Annotated in this window: 13 protein-coding genes; 6 read left to right on the top strand and 7 right to left on the bottom strand. The window is 70.8% G+C overall.

The features are described from left to right. Positions 1–74 precede the first annotated feature (74 nt). From ABZY11_RS08025 to ABZY11_RS08005, 5 genes are all read left to right on the top strand, one after another. On the top strand, positions 75–1,034 hold the full coding sequence (locus ABZY11_RS08025; RefSeq protein ID WP_356478315.1) for a sugar phosphate isomerase/epimerase: 960 nt from the start codon (positions 75–77) through the stop codon (positions 1,032–1,034). A gap of 98 nt (positions 1,035–1,132) precedes the next feature. Next, positions 1,133–1,585 carry a peptidoglycan-binding protein gene (locus ABZY11_RS08020; RefSeq protein ID WP_356478314.1) on the top strand — a complete coding sequence of 151 codons (453 nt, stop codon included), beginning with the start codon at positions 1,133–1,135 and terminating at the stop codon, positions 1,583–1,585. A gap of 208 nt (positions 1,586–1,793) precedes the next feature. Beyond that, a complete protein-coding gene (locus ABZY11_RS08015; protein WP_356478313.1) occupies positions 1,794–1,991 on the top strand; it encodes a MarR family transcriptional regulator in 198 nt (65 codons plus the stop codon). A 628-nt stretch (positions 1,992–2,619) separates the two neighbouring features. Then, a complete protein-coding gene (locus tag ABZY11_RS08010) occupies positions 2,620–2,928 on the top strand; it encodes a heavy-metal-associated domain-containing protein (RefSeq protein WP_356478312.1) in 309 nt (102 codons plus the stop codon). Between the two features lie 120 nt (positions 2,929–3,048). After that, on the top strand, positions 3,049–5,487 hold the full coding sequence (locus ABZY11_RS08005) for a heavy metal translocating P-type ATPase (protein ID WP_356478311.1): 2,439 nt from the start codon (positions 3,049–3,051) through the stop codon (positions 5,485–5,487). 527 nt (positions 5,488–6,014) lie between these two features. Here the strand turns inward: ABZY11_RS08005 and ABZY11_RS08000 are convergent. The 4 genes from ABZY11_RS08000 to ABZY11_RS07985 all read right to left on the bottom strand — a co-directional run bounded on the left by ABZY11_RS08000 (position 6,015) and on the right by ABZY11_RS07985 (position 11,734). Continuing rightward, positions 6,015–7,304: a citrate synthase gene (locus ABZY11_RS08000; protein ID WP_356478310.1), complete on the bottom strand. Its 1,290-nt coding sequence runs from the start codon at positions 7,302–7,304 to the stop codon at positions 6,015–6,017. A 197-nt stretch (positions 7,305–7,501) separates the two neighbouring features. Next, the gene (locus ABZY11_RS07995; protein WP_356478309.1) at positions 7,502–9,733 is read right to left on the bottom strand and encodes an ATP-dependent RecD-like DNA helicase; all 2,232 of its coding nucleotides are present in this window, start codon (positions 9,731–9,733) and stop codon (positions 7,502–7,504) included. Between the two features lie 88 nt (positions 9,734–9,821). Further along, on the bottom strand, positions 9,822–10,913 hold the full coding sequence (locus ABZY11_RS07990; RefSeq protein ID WP_356478308.1) for a CU044_5270 family protein: 1,092 nt from the start codon (positions 10,911–10,913) through the stop codon (positions 9,822–9,824). Continuing rightward, positions 10,910–11,734 (bottom strand): RNA polymerase sigma factor, encoded by an 825-nt coding sequence (locus ABZY11_RS07985; protein ID WP_356478307.1) that lies wholly within the window; start codon positions 11,732–11,734, stop codon positions 10,910–10,912. The genes ABZY11_RS07990 and ABZY11_RS07985 overlap by 4 nt, the downstream gene beginning before the upstream one ends. A 142-nt stretch (positions 11,735–11,876) precedes the next feature. On the opposite strand from ABZY11_RS07985, the gene ABZY11_RS07980 reads away from it, so the two are divergent. Continuing rightward, complete coding sequence (locus ABZY11_RS07980; RefSeq protein ID WP_356478306.1) at positions 11,877–13,442, top strand: serine protease; 1,566 nt, start codon at positions 11,877–11,879, stop codon at positions 13,440–13,442. A gap of 683 nt (positions 13,443–14,125) precedes the next feature. Here the strand turns inward: ABZY11_RS07980 and ABZY11_RS07975 are convergent. From ABZY11_RS07975 to ABZY11_RS07965, 3 genes are read right to left on the bottom strand one after another with little or no spacing between them, the layout of a single operon-like run. Then, positions 14,126–14,953 (bottom strand): sugar phosphate isomerase/epimerase family protein, encoded by an 828-nt coding sequence (locus tag ABZY11_RS07975; RefSeq protein WP_356478305.1) that lies wholly within the window; start codon positions 14,951–14,953, stop codon positions 14,126–14,128. Further along, on the bottom strand, positions 14,950–16,092 hold the full coding sequence (locus tag ABZY11_RS07970; RefSeq protein WP_356478304.1) for a dihydrodipicolinate synthase family protein: 1,143 nt from the start codon (positions 16,090–16,092) through the stop codon (positions 14,950–14,952). The genes ABZY11_RS07975 and ABZY11_RS07970 overlap by 4 nt, the downstream gene beginning before the upstream one ends. A gap of 38 nt (positions 16,093–16,130) precedes the next feature. After that, positions 16,131–17,282: a Gfo/Idh/MocA family oxidoreductase gene (locus ABZY11_RS07965; RefSeq protein WP_356478303.1), complete on the bottom strand. Its 1,152-nt coding sequence runs from the start codon at positions 17,280–17,282 to the stop codon at positions 16,131–16,133. Between the last annotated feature and the right edge of the window lie 31 nt (positions 17,283–17,313).

Here is a 17,313-nt window from a genome sequence, read left to right as displayed (position 1 = left end):
ACCGTGTCAATGCTTTGTCCGGACATACGGACGAATGATTGACACCCGCTTCCCCGGCCGGAAGTCTGGACGGCATGACCTCCTCCGCAGTGACCCCGGCCCGTATCCGTATCGGCTCGGCACCCGACTCGTGGGGGGTGTGGTTCCCCGACGATCCGCGGCAAGTGCCCTGGCAGCGCTTCCTCGACGAGGTCTCCGCGGCGGGTTACGAGTGGATCGAGCTCGGCCCGTACGGCTACCTCCCGACCGACCCGGTCCGCCTCGCCGACGAGACCCGCCGCCGCGGCCTCTCGGTCTCGGCCGGGACCGTTTTCACCGGATTGCACCATGGACCGGACGTCTGGGACCGGACCTGGGCGCATGTCGCCGGCATCGCGGCACTCACCCGGGCGATGGGCGCCGGGCATCTGGTGGTCATCCCCTCGTTCTGGCGCGACGACAAGACGGGCGAGGTCCTGGAGGACCGCAGCCTCACCGCGGAGCAGTGGCGCGACCTCACCACCCAGACGGAGCGGCTGGGGCGCGAGGTGCGGGACCGATTCGGGCTGCGCGTCGTCGTCCATCCGCATGCCGACACCCATATCGACACCGAGGAGAACGTCGGCCGCTTCCTCGACGCCACCGATCCGGAGCTGGTGTCGCTCTGCCTCGACACCGGGCACTACGCCTACTGCGGCGGCGACAGCGTCAAGCTGATCGAGACCTACGGCGAACGGATCGGCTATCTGCACCTCAAGCAGGTCGACCCGGAGGTCCTGGCCCAAGTCGTCGCGGACGAGGTGCCGTTCGGCCCGGCCGTGGCGCGCGGTGTGATGTGCGAACCGCCGGGCGGGGTGCCCGCGCTGGAACCCGTGCTGGCCGCCGCCCGCGGGCTGGACGTCGACCTGTTCGCCATCGTCGAGCAGGACATGTACCCGTGCCCGCCCGACAAGCCCTTCCCCATCGCCCGGCGCACCCGGGACTTCCTCCGCTCCTGCGGCGGGGCGGCGCGGCCGGCGGCCGGACACGCCGAACGGTCCGGAGAAGTGACGTAGCGGCGGTGTGCGGTGTTGTCCTCGGTGAGAAGTCGGGGCGCGGTCCCGGTCGCGCCCCACCGCCGTACGCCACACCACCGCACAAGGAGCAGCTCACCATGATCCGAAAGATGCTGCCGTCCCGCAGGACGACCGCGACCCCGGCACTCACCGCGACCACCCTGGCCACGTTCTGCCTGGTCACCGCCCTCGCCTCGGCGCCGGGGGCCTCGGCCGACGAGGGCAACCCGGCGCCGCCGCCCGGCTCCAGCCCGGTCTGCGCCTTCTACGACGGCGACCGGCCGACCGCCTTCGGCGAGCAGGGCGAAGAGGTCTCCCAGGTGCAGTGCCTGCTGGCCAACCGGCACTACCTGCCGTGGTCCGCGGTCGACGGGAGGTTCGGGCCCGAGACGCTGGTCGCCGTGCAGCGCTTCCAGGTGGACCACCCTCCGCTCGTACCGGACGGCCGGGTCACCACGGCCACCTGGTCGGCCCTCTGGCACGCGGGACCGAACCGCGTGTCCCCGCTCCCCTTTCCCGTAACCAACTCCCCCTTCCCCGTGGCGCCTTGATCGCACCATGCATGCCTTCTGTCACGGAGTTCACGCCCTCGTCACGGATGTCACCATTACGCGGGCCTTCCGTCACAGTCGCTCGACAGCCCCTCCCCGGAGCTCACCCGATGTCGTTGCACCGGGCGCAGGCTGAGTGATCGTCAGCGGCGCGCAGCTCCCCCGGCGGCCTTCCGGGCCGCCGCTGCGGTGCAGAGAGGTGTCACTTATGACGGACAGAAGGCTCTGGTCCTACAAGGACATTGCCGCGCACATCCGGGTGCAGCCGGACACCGTCCGGTCCTACCGGAAACACGGGCTCCTCCCGTCACCCGACCATGTGGAGAGCGGCAAGCCCTACTGGTACGCGGACACCATCCGCACCTGGGTCGCCTCAAGACCCGGCAACCGGGGGCGCGGGGACTGACATCCGGGCGCCCCGTACGGCGGCGAGCACCCCACCCGCCGCCGTACGGGGCGCCCGCCCCTCCCTCGAATGCCGTAGAGCCCACCACACCATAAAGTGCGGACAAATTAGGAGATATACGCGAGATATCGGGGGTCCGCGTGAGCCGGTACAGCGACCCCGGCGGCCCGTCACCCGCCACCCCTTCCGCCCGGCGGCCGCAGTCCGCCCCGCCGCGCCCCCAGGACCAGCCGGCTCCCCCGCAGCCACGCCCGGGACTCTGGAAGCGGTGCCTGTGGGGCGGCCTCACCCTCTGACTGCTGACCGCGGTCGTCACCGACACGGGCCTGAGCCGTGCGCCCTTCGCACAGGGATACATCCCGGCCCCCACCGACGAGCAGCAGCATCTGTTCACCCTCTTCTCGGTCGGCGGCCCGGTCGTGATCACGCTCGTCGCGCCGACCTGGCTGCGGTCCCTGGCACGCGGTACGCGGATCGCCGGAACGAACGGGCGGCAGGGCACTCGCATTCATACCCCCTAGGGGTATAGTGTGAGTGTGTCGGGGGCGCACCGGGCGCACCGGGCGCACCGGGCTCACCGGGCTCACCTGACCCACAACCCTTTGTGCTTGTCGAAGAGGAGAACACCATGACCGCCGAGACCCAGCTCCCCCAGGCCACCGGCTCCTGCTGCTCGCCCAGTGGCTCCTGCCACGACGGCGCGGACGCCGGTGCGCAGGCGGGCGAGGTGACCACCGTCTACCAGGTGTCCGGCATGACCTGTGGGCACTGCGAGGGTGCCGTCTCCGAGGAGATCTCCGGCATCGAGGGTGTCACCTCGGTGAAGGCGGTGGCCTCCACCGGCCAGGTGACCGTCGTCTCCGCGGCCCCGCTGGCCGACGAAGCCGTGCGCGCCGCGGTCGACGAGGCGGGCTACGAGCTCGTCGGCCGGGCCTGAACACCGTCGGGGCACTCCCGATACGCCGGATGCACCCGCATCACCCCCTTTGCCACCGGGCCGGACCGACCAGCAGATACTGGTAGGGAACGGCCCGGTCGGCATTTCAGGAGTTCGGACATGCACAGCGCAACAGAGGTCGAGGCCCGGACGGCGGAGGGCTCGACCGCTGAACTCACGATCGGCGGGATGACCTGCGCCTCCTGCGCGGCCCGCGTCGAGAAGAAGCTCAACCGGATGGACGGCGTCACCGCCACCGTCAATTACGCGACGGAGAAGGCCAAGGTCGCCTTCGGCCCGGGGACCGGCCTCGCGGATCTGATCGCCACGGTCGAGAGGACCGGCTATACGGCGCAGCCGGTACGCCGCCCCGAACCGCCCGCACCCGCACCCGCCCCGCTACCGGCCACGACCGGGGCCCGCACCGGCACACCGGCCACCGCCACCGCCCGAGCACGCCCCGAAGCCGGGGCTGGGGCAGGGGTCGAGGCCGGGGTCGAGGCCGGGACCGCCGGGACCGACATCGAAGCCGACGCCGGAACCCAGGCCGACGCCGAGGTCGGCGACGCCGGTGAGCGGAGCGCCGAGCGGGCTCTCGCCTCGCTGCGGCAGCGTCTGATCGTCTCGGCCGTCCTCGCCACCCCCGTCGTCCTGCTCGCGATGGTCCCGGCCCTCCAGTTCGACAACTGGCAGTGGCTCTCGCTCACCCTCGCCGCCCCCGTCGTCGTCTGGGGCGGACTGCCCTTCCACCGCGCGACCTGGACCAACCTCCGGCACGGCGCGGCCACCATGGACACCCTGGTCTCGATCGGCACGCTCGCCGCCTTCGGCTGGTCCCTGTGGGCGCTCTTCCTCGGCGACGCGGGCATGACCGGGATGCGACACGGCTTCGACTTCACCGTCTCGCGCGCCGGTGCCTCGTCCACCATCTATCTGGAGGTCGCGGCCGGGGTCGTCACCTTCATCCTGCTGGGCCGCTATCTGGAGGCGAGGTCCAAGCGGAAGGCCGGCTCCGCCCTGCGCGCGCTGATGCACCTGGGCGCGAAGGACGTCTCCGTCCTCCGGGACGGTACGGAGGTACGTGTCCCCGTCGCCCGGCTCACCGTCGGCGACCGCTTCGTCGTCCGCCCCGGCGAGAAGATCGCCACCGACGGCACCGTCGTCGACGGCGCCTCGGCCGTGGACGCCTCGATGCTGACCGGTGAGTCCGTGCCCGTGGAGGTCGGCGTCGGCGACCCCGTCACCGGGGCCACCGTGAACACCTCCGGCCGGCTCGTCGTCGAGGCCACCCGGATCGGCGCCGACACCCAGCTGGCCCGGATGGCGAAGCTCGTCGAGGACGCCCAGAGCGGCAAGGCCGAGGTCCAGCGCCTGGCCGACCGGATCTCCGCGGTCTTCGTACCCGTGGTGCTGCTGATCGCGCTCGTCACCCTGGTCGGGTGGCTGCTCGTCACGGACGACGTGACCGCCGCGTTCACCGCCGCCGTGGCCGTACTGATCATCGCCTGCCCCTGCGCCCTGGGCCTCGCCACCCCCACCGCCCTCATGGTCGGCACCGGCCGCGGCGCCCAGCTCGGCATCCTGATCAAGGGCCCCGAAGTCCTGGAGACCACCCGCCGCGTCGACACCATCGTCCTCGACAAGACCGGCACCGTCACCACCGGCCGCATGACCCTGCTCGACGTCCACACCGCCGACAACACCACCGAGAACGACGTACTGCGCCTCGCCGGCGCACTCGAACACTCCTCCGAACACCCCATCGCCCAGGCCGTCGCCGCCGGAGCCACCGAACGCACCGGCGCACCCCTGCCCACCCCCGAGGACTTCACCAACATCGCCGGCCTCGGCGTCCAGGGCACCGTCGAGGGACACGCCGTCCTCGTCGGCCGTCCGCAACTGCTCGCCGACGCGGGCATCGCCGTCCCCGACGCCCTGTCCGGCGCCGTCGCCGACGCGGCGGCCAAGGGCCGGACCGCGATCATGGTGGCCTGGGACGGGCAGGCGCGCGGCGTCCTCGCGGTGGCCGACAAGATCAAGGAGTCCAGCGCGGGGGCCGTCGCCGAGCTCCGCGCCCTTGGCCTCCACCCCGTTCTGCTGACCGGTGACAACCGTGCCGTGGCCGACGCCGTGGCCCGTGCCGTCGGGATCGACGAGGTCCACGCCGAGGTGCTGCCCGAGGAGAAGGCGCACGTCATCGAGCGGCTCCGGGCCGATGGGCGCTCCGTCGCCATGGTCGGTGACGGCGTCAACGACGCGGCCGCCCTCGCCACCGCGGACCTCGGCCTGGCGATGGGGACCGGCACGGACGCCGCGATCGAGGCCGGTGACCTCACCCTGGTTCGTGGAGATCTCAAGGTGGCCGCCGATGCGATCCGGCTCTCCCGGCGCACCCTGACCACCATCAGGGGCAACCTGTGCTGGGCATTCGGTTATAACGTAGCCGCCCTGCCCCTTGCGGCATTTGGCCTGCTCAACCCTATGATTGCGGGAGCGGCGATGGCGTTCTCATCGGTCTTCGTCGTGACGAACAGCCTGCGGTTGCGCGCCTTCACGTAATTTCCACAAAGAGATCCAGATCACATGGATTTCAGGGTAACCATCCGGCGGGTTCGTGAGTCTAAGAGTGCGATGCCAAGGATGTCTTGGGGGACGTCCGTCGGAGCGTCTTGGGGGACGCTCCGGGCAAGCGTTGGCCGGGGCACGTGCACCGGGGAGCTTTGAGCGGCCCTCCCGTGCGTACGTACCCCGGCAGATCGCAGAGAAGTACAAGTGAAGAACGCACAACGCAGAGCGCAGTAGCCGAGGAACGCAGGAGCTTCGGCTCCCACAGACGCCCGGCCGGATCCCGTGGGGGGAATCCGCTCCGGGACACGGGAAGCGCCTCGCTGTCGGCCCGTGGGGGGATCGATGGCGGGGCGCTTCTCTCTGTCCGCGGACACCCGCCCTGCCGGCAGACACACGCCCTCGCCACCGCGCCGGGCAGCAAATCGCCCCGGACACCGCGCTCTGTGCGAAAGCGCGGTACGCGGGGCGAAGTCGACCGGCCTCGGCGGCCGGGGGTCGTGCGGGGGGTGTTACGAGGTTCAGCGGCCCTCGACCGGGACGAAGTCGCGCAGGACCTCGCCGGTGTAGATCTGGCGCGGGCGGCCGATGCGGGAGCCCGGCTCCTTGATCATCTCGTGCCACTGGGCGATCCAGCCGGGGAGGCGGCCGATCGCGAAGAGCACGGTGAACATCTCGGTCGGGAAGCCCATGGCCCGGTAGATCAGACCCGTGTAGAAGTCCACGTTCGGGTAGAGGTTGCGCGAGACGAAGTACTCGTCGGAGAGCGCGTGCTCCTCCAGCTTCAGCGCGATGTCGAGCAGCTCGTCGGACTTGCCGAGCGCGGACAGCACGTCGTGGGCCGCGGCCTTGATGATCTTGGCACGCGGGTCGAAGGACTTGTAGACGCGGTGGCCGAAGCCCATCAGCCGGACGCCGTCCTCCTTGTTCTTCACCTTGCGGATGAAGGAGTCGACATCGCCGCCGTTGGCCTGGATGCCTTCGAGCATCTCCAGCACCGACTGGTTGGCGCCGCCGTGCAGCGGGCCCCAGAGCGCCGAGATACCGGCGGAGATCGAGGCGAACATGTTCGCCTGCGAGGAGCCGACCAGACGCACGGTGGAGGTCGAACAGTTCTGCTCGTGGTCCGCGTGCAGGATGAGCAGCTTGTCGAGCGCGGAGACGACGACCGGGTCCAGGTCGTACTCCTGGGCGGGGACCGAGAAGGTCATGCGCAGGAAGTTCTCGACGTACCCGAGGTCGTTGCGCGGGTAGACGAACGGGTGGCCGATCGACTTCTTGTACGCGTACGCCGCGATCGTCGGCAGCTTGGCGAGCAGCCGGATCGTCGAGAGGTGGCGCTGCTCCTCGTCGAACGGGTTGTGGCTGTCCTGGTAGAACGTGGACAGCGCGCTGACGACCGAGGACAGCATGGCCATCGGATGGGCGTCGCGCGGGAAGCCGTCGAAGAAACGCTTGACGTCTTCGTGCAGCAGCGTGTGCTGGGTGATCTCGTTCTTGAAGGTCGACAGCTCGTCGATCTTGGGAAGCTCACCGTTGATGAGCGTGTACGCGACCTCCAGGAACGTCGAGCGCTCGGCGAGCTGCTCGATGGGGTAGCCGCGGTAGCGGAGAATGCCCTGCTCACCGTCGAGGTAGGTGATGGCGGATTTATAGGCTGCGGTGTTGCCGTATCCGCTGTCCAGCGTCACCAGACCGGTATTGGCCCGGAGCTTCCCGATGTCGAAGCCCTTGTCGCCGACGGTGCTGTCGATCACCGGGTAGGTGTACTCGCCGTCGCCGTACCGCAGTACTACAGAGTTGTCGCTCACGTCATCCCTCACCGACGTAGTGCCTCTTCTTCGAGGTTCCCTGACTGTCTCCACCCTCCCCCATTTGGCTCAGGAGAGTGCACTCGAGGTCGTCCATTGGACCTACTCGCGGCACTGAGTGCCGCGAGCCTACTCATCCTGCCCCCTCGGTTCCGGTTCCGGAAGGGCTGCGTGATGTTTCCCACCGATTTGATCGATCATTTTTCCGCCGATCCTCCGCCCGAGCCCCCTGACAGCCGGTAATCCAGCGCCGTACAGCGTCTGCCTGCGGAAACCGTGCGGACCGCCTGGCCGATCGCCTGCCGTGAACCGACCAGCACGACGAGCTTCTTGGCCCTGGTCACGGCGGTGTACAGCAGGTTCCGCTGGAGCATCATCCAGGCGCTCTTGGTGACGGGGATGACGACGGCCGGGTACTCGCTGCCCTGGGAGCGGTGGATCGTCATGGCGTACGCGTGGGCCAGCTCGTCCAGTTCGTCGAAGTCGTAACCGATCTCCTCGTCCTCGTCGGTGAGCACCGTCAGCTTCTGTTCGTCCAGGTCAAGGGCGGTGACGACGCCGACCGTGCCGTTGAAGACGCCGTTCTCCCCCTTGTCGTAGTTGTTGCGGATCTGGGTGACCTTGTCGCCGACCCGGAAGACCCGGCCGCCGAACCGCTTCTCGGGGAGGTCCGGGCGGCCCGGGGTGATGGCCTGCTGGAGGAGTCCGTTGAGCGTGCCCGCGCCGGCCGGGCCCCGGTGCATCGGGGCGAGGACCTGTACGTCGCGCCGCGCGTCGAGGCCGAACTTGGCCGGAATGCGGCGGGCCGCGACATCCACCGCGAGCACGGCGGCGTCCTCCGTCTCGTCCGCCACGAAGAGGAAGAAGTCCTTGAGGCCCTGGGTGAGGGGCGGGATCCCGGAGTTGATCCGGTGGGCGTTGGTGACGACGCCGGACTGCTGGGCCTGGCGGAAGACCGTGGTCAACCGGACCGCGGGGACGGGGCTGCCGTCGGCGAGCAGATCGCGCAGCACCTCCCCCGCGCCGACCGAAGGCAGCTGGTCGACGTCCCCGACGAGCAGCAGATGGGCACCGGGTGCCACCGCCTTCAGCAGCTTGTTGGCGAGCAGCAGATCGAGCATCGACGCCTCGTCGACGACGACCAGATCGGCGTCCAGCGGACGGTCCCGGTCGTAGGCGGCGTCGCCGCCCGGTTTCAGTTCGAGCAGCCGGTGCACGGTGGACGCCTCGGCCCCGGTCAGCTCGGAGAGCCGCTTGGCCGCCCGCCCGGTCGGCGCGGCCAGCACCACCTTGGCCTTCTTGGCCCGCGCCAGCTCCACGATCGACCGGACGGTGAACGACTTCCCGCAGCCGGGTCCACCGGTCAGCACCGCGACCTTGCGGCTGAGCGCGAGCCGGACCGCCGCCTCCTGCTCGGGGGCCAGATTCGCCCCCGTACGCGTGCCGAGCCAGGCCAGCGCCTTGTCCCAGTCCACGTCCGCGAAGGCCGGCATCCGCTCCTCGGGCGTCCGCAGCAGCCGCTGTACCTGGGCGGCGAGGGCGATCTCGGCGCGGTGGAAGGGCACCAGGTAGACGGCGGTGATGAGCTCGCCGCCCTCGGGCGACGGCACCTTCTCCCGTACGACACCCTCCGGGTCCTCGGCCAGTTCGGCGAGGCACTCGATGACCAGTCCGGTGTCGACCTGGAGCAGCTTCACCCCGTCCGCGATCAGCCGCTCCTCGGGGAGGAAGCAGTGCCCCTGGTCGGTGGACTGCGACAGCGCGTACTGGAGCCCGGCCTTGACCCTTTCCGGGCTGTCGTGCGGGATGCCGACGGCCTGGGCGATCTTGTCGGCGGTGAGGAAGCCGATGCCCCAGACGTCGGCGGCCAGCCGGTAGGGCTGGTTCTTCACGACGGAGATCGAGGCGTCCTCGTACTTCTTGTAGATACGGACGGCGATGGAGGTGGAGACGCCGACGCCCTGGAGGAAGACCATCACCTCCTTGATCGCCTTCTGCTCCTCCCAGGCAGCCGCGATCATCTTCGTGCGCTTGGGGCCGAGGCCGGGGACCTCGACCAGGCGCTTCGGCTCCTGCTCGATGATGTCGAGGGTGTCGACGCCGAAGTGCGTGGTGATCCGGTCGGCCATGACCGGGCCGATGCCCTTGATCAGACCGGAGCCGAGATAGCGGCGGATGCCCTGGATCGTGGCGGGCAGCACGGTCGTGTAGTTCTCCACCGTGAACTGCTTGCCGTACTGGGAGTGCGAACCCCAGCGTCCCTCCATCCGCAGGGACTCCCCGACCTGGGCGCCGAGCAGCGACCCGACGACGGTCAGCAGATCACCGGCACCCCGGCCCGTGTCGACGCGGGCGACCGTGTATCCGTTCTCCTCGTTGGCGTAGGTGATCCGCTCCAGGACCCCTTCGAGGACGGCCATGTTGGACATGTTCCGACGCTACCGTTTCCCACCGACAACGCGGTTCCCGGCCTCGAAGGCGCCTCGTTCACGGGGTGGAGGTGCCGGAGCCGCCGCGCTACGCCGTCGTCGGCACGGGCTTGTCGCCCGCCCGGTCGACCGCGGCCCTGGTGAGGACCGCCGAGGTGCCGACAACGGTTCCGGCCGGGCCGGCGTCACCGGCTTCGGTGAGGACCGTGCGCTCGCCGAGGAACGCGTACGTGGTCCGGTCGAAGACCCACTGCGTCTGCTGCCCGTGTGCCGTACGGGCGACGGCGACGCCCTCGCGTCCCGAGGCGTCCGTGGCCGCACGGACCACCGTGACCCCGGGGATCTTCGCGGCAGCCTTGTAGAGCGCGGCGCCGACCTTCGGCGGCGCCCAGGTCTCGGCCAGCAGGTCGCCGATCGCGGTGAATGCCCGCTGGTCCGCGCCCCGGCCTTCGCCGCGGGTCTCGTCCCGGATCAGTTTCAGCAGCGCGTCCGGGTCGGTGGGCAGCGACGCGACGTACTCGTGGGTCGGGTTGTCGATCGACGGGCCCTCGCCCAAGGTGCCCGGCCGGGGCGTCGCCCCCGGGCCGTCGAGGTGGCCGACCGGCCCGTCGACGCCGAGCAGGGAGTCGGGCTCGCCCTCCTCGCGCAGCAGGCCGGGGCGACTGCCGTCGGCGGCCAGCCAGACCTGCCGGGTGTGCGCGGGCGGCATGGTCACGGGGCCTCCCCCGGCGCTCTGCCCGGCGTAGGCGACCCTGCTCTCGATGTACACGAACTGGTCGGCGCGGACCGACGGTTGCTTCCTGTCGCCGGCGGCCAGCGCGATGCGGTCGAGGAGCTGTACCGCTTCGGGCACGTTCCGGGTGCGGCCGTCCGCGACAGCGCCGGTGTCACGTCCTGAGGTGTCCGGGAGGTTCACCGCCACGACGCCGCCGACGGTCAGGGCACAGGCGACGGCCGGCACCATGACCCTGACCAGACGCCGGCGCGGGCGGGGGACCCGGCTGCCGCGGCCGCCGGGCTGCTCGGCGGCGGTGGCCTTGCGCAGCAGTGCCTCCTTCAGCAGCAGTTCGCGGTCGGGGTCCAGGCCGGGGACCGGGGGCGGGGGCAGCAGACCGGCGAGTTCGAGGCGCTCGGCGTCCTCGGACCGGTGGTGTGTGCGGCGCCGCGAGGTGATGTTCATCCGTGGTTCTCCTGGATCAACGGCCGGGCTGCGGAAAGGCGGCCCGGTAGTGACGTGTCGGTGTTGGCGGAGAGCTTCCTGCTCCCCGCCTCGGTCGGCCGTTCGGCTTCGGCCTGGGTGAACTGTGTGGCCTGCGTGAACTGCGTGGCCTGCGTGAACTGCGTGGCCTGCGTGTTCTGTTCGGCCTGTGGGGCCTGCGCGCTGCGCATGCCTCGCGCGCCGTATGCGCCTTGCGCGCCGTATGCGCCTTGCGCGTCCTGTGAGCCGTGCGCGTTCTGCGAGCGTGCGGCGCGGGCCTCGGCGTCGGCGAGCTCGCGCAGTCGGGTACGGGCGCGGGACAGACGCGACCGCACGGTGCCTACCGGAACGCCGAGCGCCTCGGCAGCGGCCGCGTACTCCAGGCCCTCCCACACCACGAGGGTGAAGACCTCCCGGTCGCGGCGTCGCAGTCGGGCGAGTGCGGCGTGCGCGGCACGCAGTTGCTCGGAATCCGCGAGATGCGTGACGAGATCGTCGACGAAGTCCGGTACGGAGCCGCGTTCCGGGACGCGGGCGAGCGCGATCTCACGGCGTCGGCGTGCGCGTGCGTTGCGGCGCATGATGTTGGTGGCGATGCCCAGCAGCCACGGGCGCAGACCGTCCCCCTCGGGGCGCAGCTTCTCCCGGCTGCGCCATGCCTCCAGAAAGGTCGCCGAGACGACGTCCTCGGCCTCCGCCCAGTCCCCGGTCACGCGAAGGGCATAGCGGTACAGCACCTGGGCGTGCTCGTCGTACAGCTCTCCCAAGGCGCCGCGGTCCCCGCGGCGGAAGCGATTCCTCATGAGTGATTCCACACTCTGCCCTGCCACGTCCGCCGCGCGGGTTCCCGTGACGTGCGCCACACGCGCCGACCGGGGGCATGACCTCGTACCGAGTGTGACGCGGCTCACGGGAACTCCGGCACCCGGCAGCGCAGTGCAGGTCATGACCAATTCTTCCGTACCCCGCCGGAGCGTCCTGCGGACCATGGCTCTCGCCGTCGCCCTGGTCGGCAGCGCGACGCCCGTATGGGACACCGCCGCCATCGCCGCGGAGCCGGCGACGTACGCCCTCACGATCACTCACCTCGACCGCACGGGCCACAAGACCGGGAACTACGAGACCAACGTCACCGGGATCTCCGGCCCGGGTGCCGACCAGGCCGTCCATCCCTACGACGCCTCCGGCACGACCACCGTGCGCCTGCCCAAGGGCCGTTACCTCCTGGACAGTTCGCTGACCGGCGGCGACAAGGCGGACGGCACGGACTGGATCGTCCAGCCGCGCCTCGACCTGGACCGCGACACGACCATCACCGTCGACGCGCGGACCACCGCCCCCGTGGACGTACGGCCGCCCGACCGCTCCGCGGACTTCCAGCGCAGCGCGATGATCGTCGAGGTCACTCACGACGGCACCACCCGCATGGCCAACATCATCAACTCCACGCCGACCCTGCGCGTCGCCCACCTGGGCCCCGACGCCGAAGCCGGGTCGGTGAAGCAGTGGTTCGACGCGTACTGGAGGGCCGAGACCGCCGGCTACGCGCTCGGCCAGACCTTCACAGGCACCCGCGCCCTGACCGGGCTCACCCGGCAGTACTCCGCTCAGGAACTGGCCACCCTGCGGATCCGCGGCGCGGCCCGGCCGGGCACCACAGGGACCGCGTCCTTCGACCTGCAACCGACAGCCGGACCGACCGTCGGCGTCGCCGAGACCCTGGCGACCCCCGGCACCGCAACCTTCCTCGTCACACCCCAGCGCGGCACCTGGGACGTCAGCTACGCGCCCGCCAGTGGTCCCGGCGCGGCGCCGACCCGCTACTTCGCCAACCGCATCGCGGTGCGCGCCGGAACCACGACCACGCACACCTTCGACAACGCCGTCTTCGGCCCCGACCTCACCGACCGCCCCGGCGTCGAACGCGACGGCGACAAGATCACGGCCAATGTCCCGATGCTCGCCGACGGCGACGGCCACGTACCGTCGTCACCAGCCTTCGACACGGCCTCGACCACGCTGCACCGCAACGGCGTGCTCGTCGGTACCCAGTCCGGCACCCCCGGACGAGCCGAGTTCACCGTGCCGTCGGCGCCGGCCGCGTACCGCATGACCAGCACCGTGAACCGCAAGGGTGCGGCCGGCACCGCCACCCGCGTGACCGCGTCGTGGACCTTCGACTCGGGCACGACGACCGGTCCGACCCCGACGCCGGTGAGCGTCGTCCGCTTCTCGCCCGAGCTCAGCCCGACCGGCACCGCGGCGGCGAACACGGCATTGCGTGTCCCGGTCACCGTGCAGGGTGCCGCCGCGAACGGACACACGCGCTCGTTGAAGGTCTCGGTGTCCACCGACGGCGGCGTCTCATGGACCCGGGCCCCCGTCGACCGCGACGCGGTCACGATCTCCAATCCGAAGGCGGGCACCGGCGTCTCCCTGCGCGCGGAGCTGACCGACACCGGCGGGAACACCCTCACCCAGACCGTCATCGACGCCTACCGCACACAGTGACCGCCTAGATCCGGGCAGGTCCACGGGCCGATGTCCGGGCGGGTGTCCGGCGGCGGCACGGGGCCGTGACCTACGCCGGGCACGACAGGCTCAAGGGCCGCTACGAGGCCGTCGTCTCGTAGCGGCCCTCCGCGCGTGGCCGCAACCGGCACCGTCCACATGCCCGTACGCGCCTCCCTTTTCACGGACCGGCTGCACGCTCCTGCGCGCCGCCGGCTTGGTGGTCGGCAAACGAAACGGCCGCGAGAGCACGTCGCTGCGCACCGCTCCGGGGCACGCACTGGTGGACGGCCAACTGCCCGGGAATCCACTGTGACCTCGCCTCGGGCGCATCCGCACGCCAGGCGATCCGGTCCTCGAACTACCGCCACAGCGGCGACGACGAACGCCCGCATCCGCTACGCGATACCCGTCGACCGGCCCCGCTCGATCCGGGACAGGGCGGACCCGGGACACGCGTAAACGGCCCCGCGCCGGAAAACGTGCCGGAAAGCGCCCCGGCAGCAGAAGGCGAAACGGGGCCCGGTCAGAAGACCGGACCCCCCTCGCTTTCCCCCTCCGTCGGGGCTTCCCGATCCCCCCGGATCCCTCCCCGGAAGCGCCCGACGCCAGATACGACCCGGCAAGGTGCCGTACGGTTGTACGGCTTGACGATCTCTTTGCCTTGCCGGCAAAGCGCCTTGTCAGCAGGCGTGTTCGGCGTACCGGGACGCCACCTCCGTGAGGACTTCGGCGCCGTCGCGGGCCCAGAGGGCCTCGTTGAAGATCTCCACCTCGATCGGGCCGTCGAAGCCGGTGGCCTCGACCAGGGAGCGGAACGCGCGGAAGTCGACCGCCCCGTCGCCGAGTTGGCCGCGGCCCACCAGGACACCGGCCGGGAGCGGAGTGATCCAGTCGGCCAGCTGGAAGGAGTGGATGCGGCCGCCCGCGCCCGCGCGGGCGATCTGCGCGGGCGCCTGGTCGTCCCACCAGATGTGGTACGTGTCGACGACCACGCCCACCTGTTCGGCGGGGAAGCGCTCCGCGATGTCCAGGGCCTGGGAGAGCGTGGAGACGACGCAGCGGTCCGAGGCGAACATCGGGTGCAGCGGTTCGATGGCCAGGCGTACGCCGCGTTCGGCCGCGTACGGGGCCAGTTGGCCCAGGGCGTCCGCGATGCGCTCACGGGCGCCGTGCAGGTCCTTGCTGCCCTCGGGGAGGCCGCCGGAGACCAGGACCAGGGTGTCGGTGGACAGGGCCGCCGCCTCGTCGATCGCGGCGCGGTTGTCGTCCAGGGCGCGGGCCCGTTCCGCCGGGTCCAGGGCGGTGAAGAAGCCGCCTCGGCAGAGGCTGGTGACGGACAGGCCGGAGTCGGACAGGAGTCGGGCGGTGCGCTCGATGCCGTACGACTGGACGGGGGCCCGCCACAGGCCGACCTTGTCGATGCCCGCCTTGACGCAGCCCTCGGCCAGTTCGGGCAGCGACCACTGCTTGATGGTCTCCTGGTTGATGGAGAGACGGCCGTCGCTCATCGGGTGCCTCCGTTGACCGCGAGCAGGGCGCGCATCCGGGATTCGGCCAGCTCCGGGTCGGGGAACAGGCCCAGCCGGTCCGCGAGTTCGTACGCCTTCGCCAGGTGCGGCAGCGAGCGGGCGGACTGCAGGCCGCCGACCATGGTGAAGTGGTCCTGGTGGCCGGCCAGCCAGGCGAGGAAGACCACACCCGTCTTGTAGAAACGGGTGGGCGCCTGGAAGAGGTGCCGGGACAGCTCGACCGTGGGGTCGAGCAGATCGCGGAAGCCCTGGGTGTCACCCGTGTCGAGAACCCGTACCGCGTGTGCGGCCAGCGGGCCCAGCGGGTCGAAGATGCCGAGCAGGGCGTGGCTGAAGCCCCGGTCGTCGCCCGCGATCAGCTCGGGGTAGTTGAAGTCGTCGCCGGTGTAGCAGCGGACTCCGCCCGGGAGACGGCGGCGGACGTCGATCTCGCGCTCCGCGTCGAGGAGGGAGATCTTGATGCCGTCGACCTTGTCCGGGTGTTCCGCGATGACCTTCAGGAACGTGTCGGTGGCGGTGTCGAGGTCCGAGGAGCCCCAGTAGCCGTCCAGCGCGGGGTCGAACATCGGGCCCAGCCAGTGCAGGACGACCGGTTCCGAAGCCTGGCGCAGCAGGTGTGCGTACGTCTCCAGGTAGTCCTCGGGCCCCCGCGCCGCCGCGGCGAGCGCGCGGGAGGCCATCAGGATGGCCTGGGCGCCGCTCTCCTCGACGAGCGCGAGCTGCTCCTCGTACGCGGACCGCACCTCGGCGAGGGTGGCGGGGCCGGTGAGCTGGTCGGTGCCGACGCCGCAGGTGATGCGGCCGCCGACCGCCCTGGCCTCGGCGGCGGAGCGGCGGATCAGTTCGGCCGCGCCGGCCCAGTCCAGGCCCATGCCGCGCTGGGCGGTGTCCATCGCCTCGGCGACGCCGAGGCCGTGCGACCAGAGGTGGCGGCGGAAGGCGAGGGTGGCGTCCCAGTCGACGGCGGCCGGCGAGTCGGGGCTGATGTCGGCATACGGGTCGGCGACGACATGGGCGGCGGAGAAGACCGTGCGCGAGGCGAGCGGGCCGCCACCGGGGGCCAGGTCGAGCGGGGTGGTGCGGGGTTCGTACGGACCCTGCGGGAGGTGGATGGTCACTCAGATCAGCTCCGATGCGCCGTACGTGGGGTGGCTCGTCACAGCGACAGCTCCGGTACGTCGAGACGGCGGCCCTCGGCGTGGGACTTCAGGCCCAGCTCGGCAAGCTGCACGCCGCGGGCACCGGCCATCAGGTCCCAGGTGTACGGCTCGTCGAGCACGATGTGGCGCAGGAAGAGCTCCCACTGGGCCTTGAAGCCGTTGTCGAAGACCGCGTTGTCGGGGACTTCCTGCCACTGGTCGCGGAAGGACTCGGTGACCGGGAGGTCGGGGTTCCAGACCGGCTTGGGGGTGGCCGAGCGGTGCTGGACGCGGCAGTTGCGCAGGCCGGCGACGGCGGAGCCGTGCGTTCCGTCGACCTGGAACTCGACGAGCTCGTCGCGGTTGACGCGGACCGTCCAGGAGGAGTTGATCTGCGCGACCGCGCCGCTCGCCAGCTGGAAGATGCCGTACGCGGCGTCGTCGGCGGTCGCGGCGTACGGCTTGCCCTGCTCGTCCCGGCGCTGCGGGATGTGCGTCTGGACGTGTGCCTGGACGGTGGAGACCCGGCCGAACAGCTCGTGGAGCACGTACTCCCAGTGCGGGAACATGTCGACGACGATGCCGCCGCCGTCCTCCGCGCGGTAGTTCCAGGACGGGCGCTGGGCCTCCTGCCACTCGCCCTCGAAGACCCAGTAGCCGAACTCGCCGCGCACGGAGAGGATCTCGCCGAAGAAGCCGCCGTCGATGAGGCGCTTCAGCTTCAGCAGGCCCGGCAGGAAGATCTTGTCCTGGACGACGCCGTGCTTGATCCCGGCCTCACCGGCCAGCCGGGCCAGCTCCAGGGCGCCCTCGACATCCGTGGCGGTGGGCTTCTCGGTGTAGATGTGCTTGCCCGCGGCGATCGCCTTCTTGATCGCGTCCACGCGGGCCGAGGTGACCTGGGCGTCGAAGTAGATGTCGATGGTGTCGTCCGCCAGGACCGCGTCGAGGTCGGTCGACCACTCGGTCAGGCCGTGCTGGGCGGCGAGCTCCTCCAGCGCGTGGGCGCGGCGGCCGACCAGCACCGGCTCGGGCCACAGCACGTCGCCGTCGCCGAGGTCGAGGCCGCCCTGCTCGCGGATCGCGAGGATCGAGCGCACCAGGTGCTGCCGGTATCCCATGCGACCCGTGACGCCGTTCATGGCGATGCGCACTGTCCTGCGTGTCACGAAACTTCCTCCATACACCGTAGCAAGCGCT

The sequence above is a fragment of the Streptomyces sp. NPDC006510 genome, from assembly GCF_040611955.1.
GTDB lineage: Bacteria > Actinomycetota > Actinomycetes > Streptomycetales > Streptomycetaceae > Streptomyces.
This window is presented reverse-complemented; position numbering and strand designations above follow the sequence as displayed.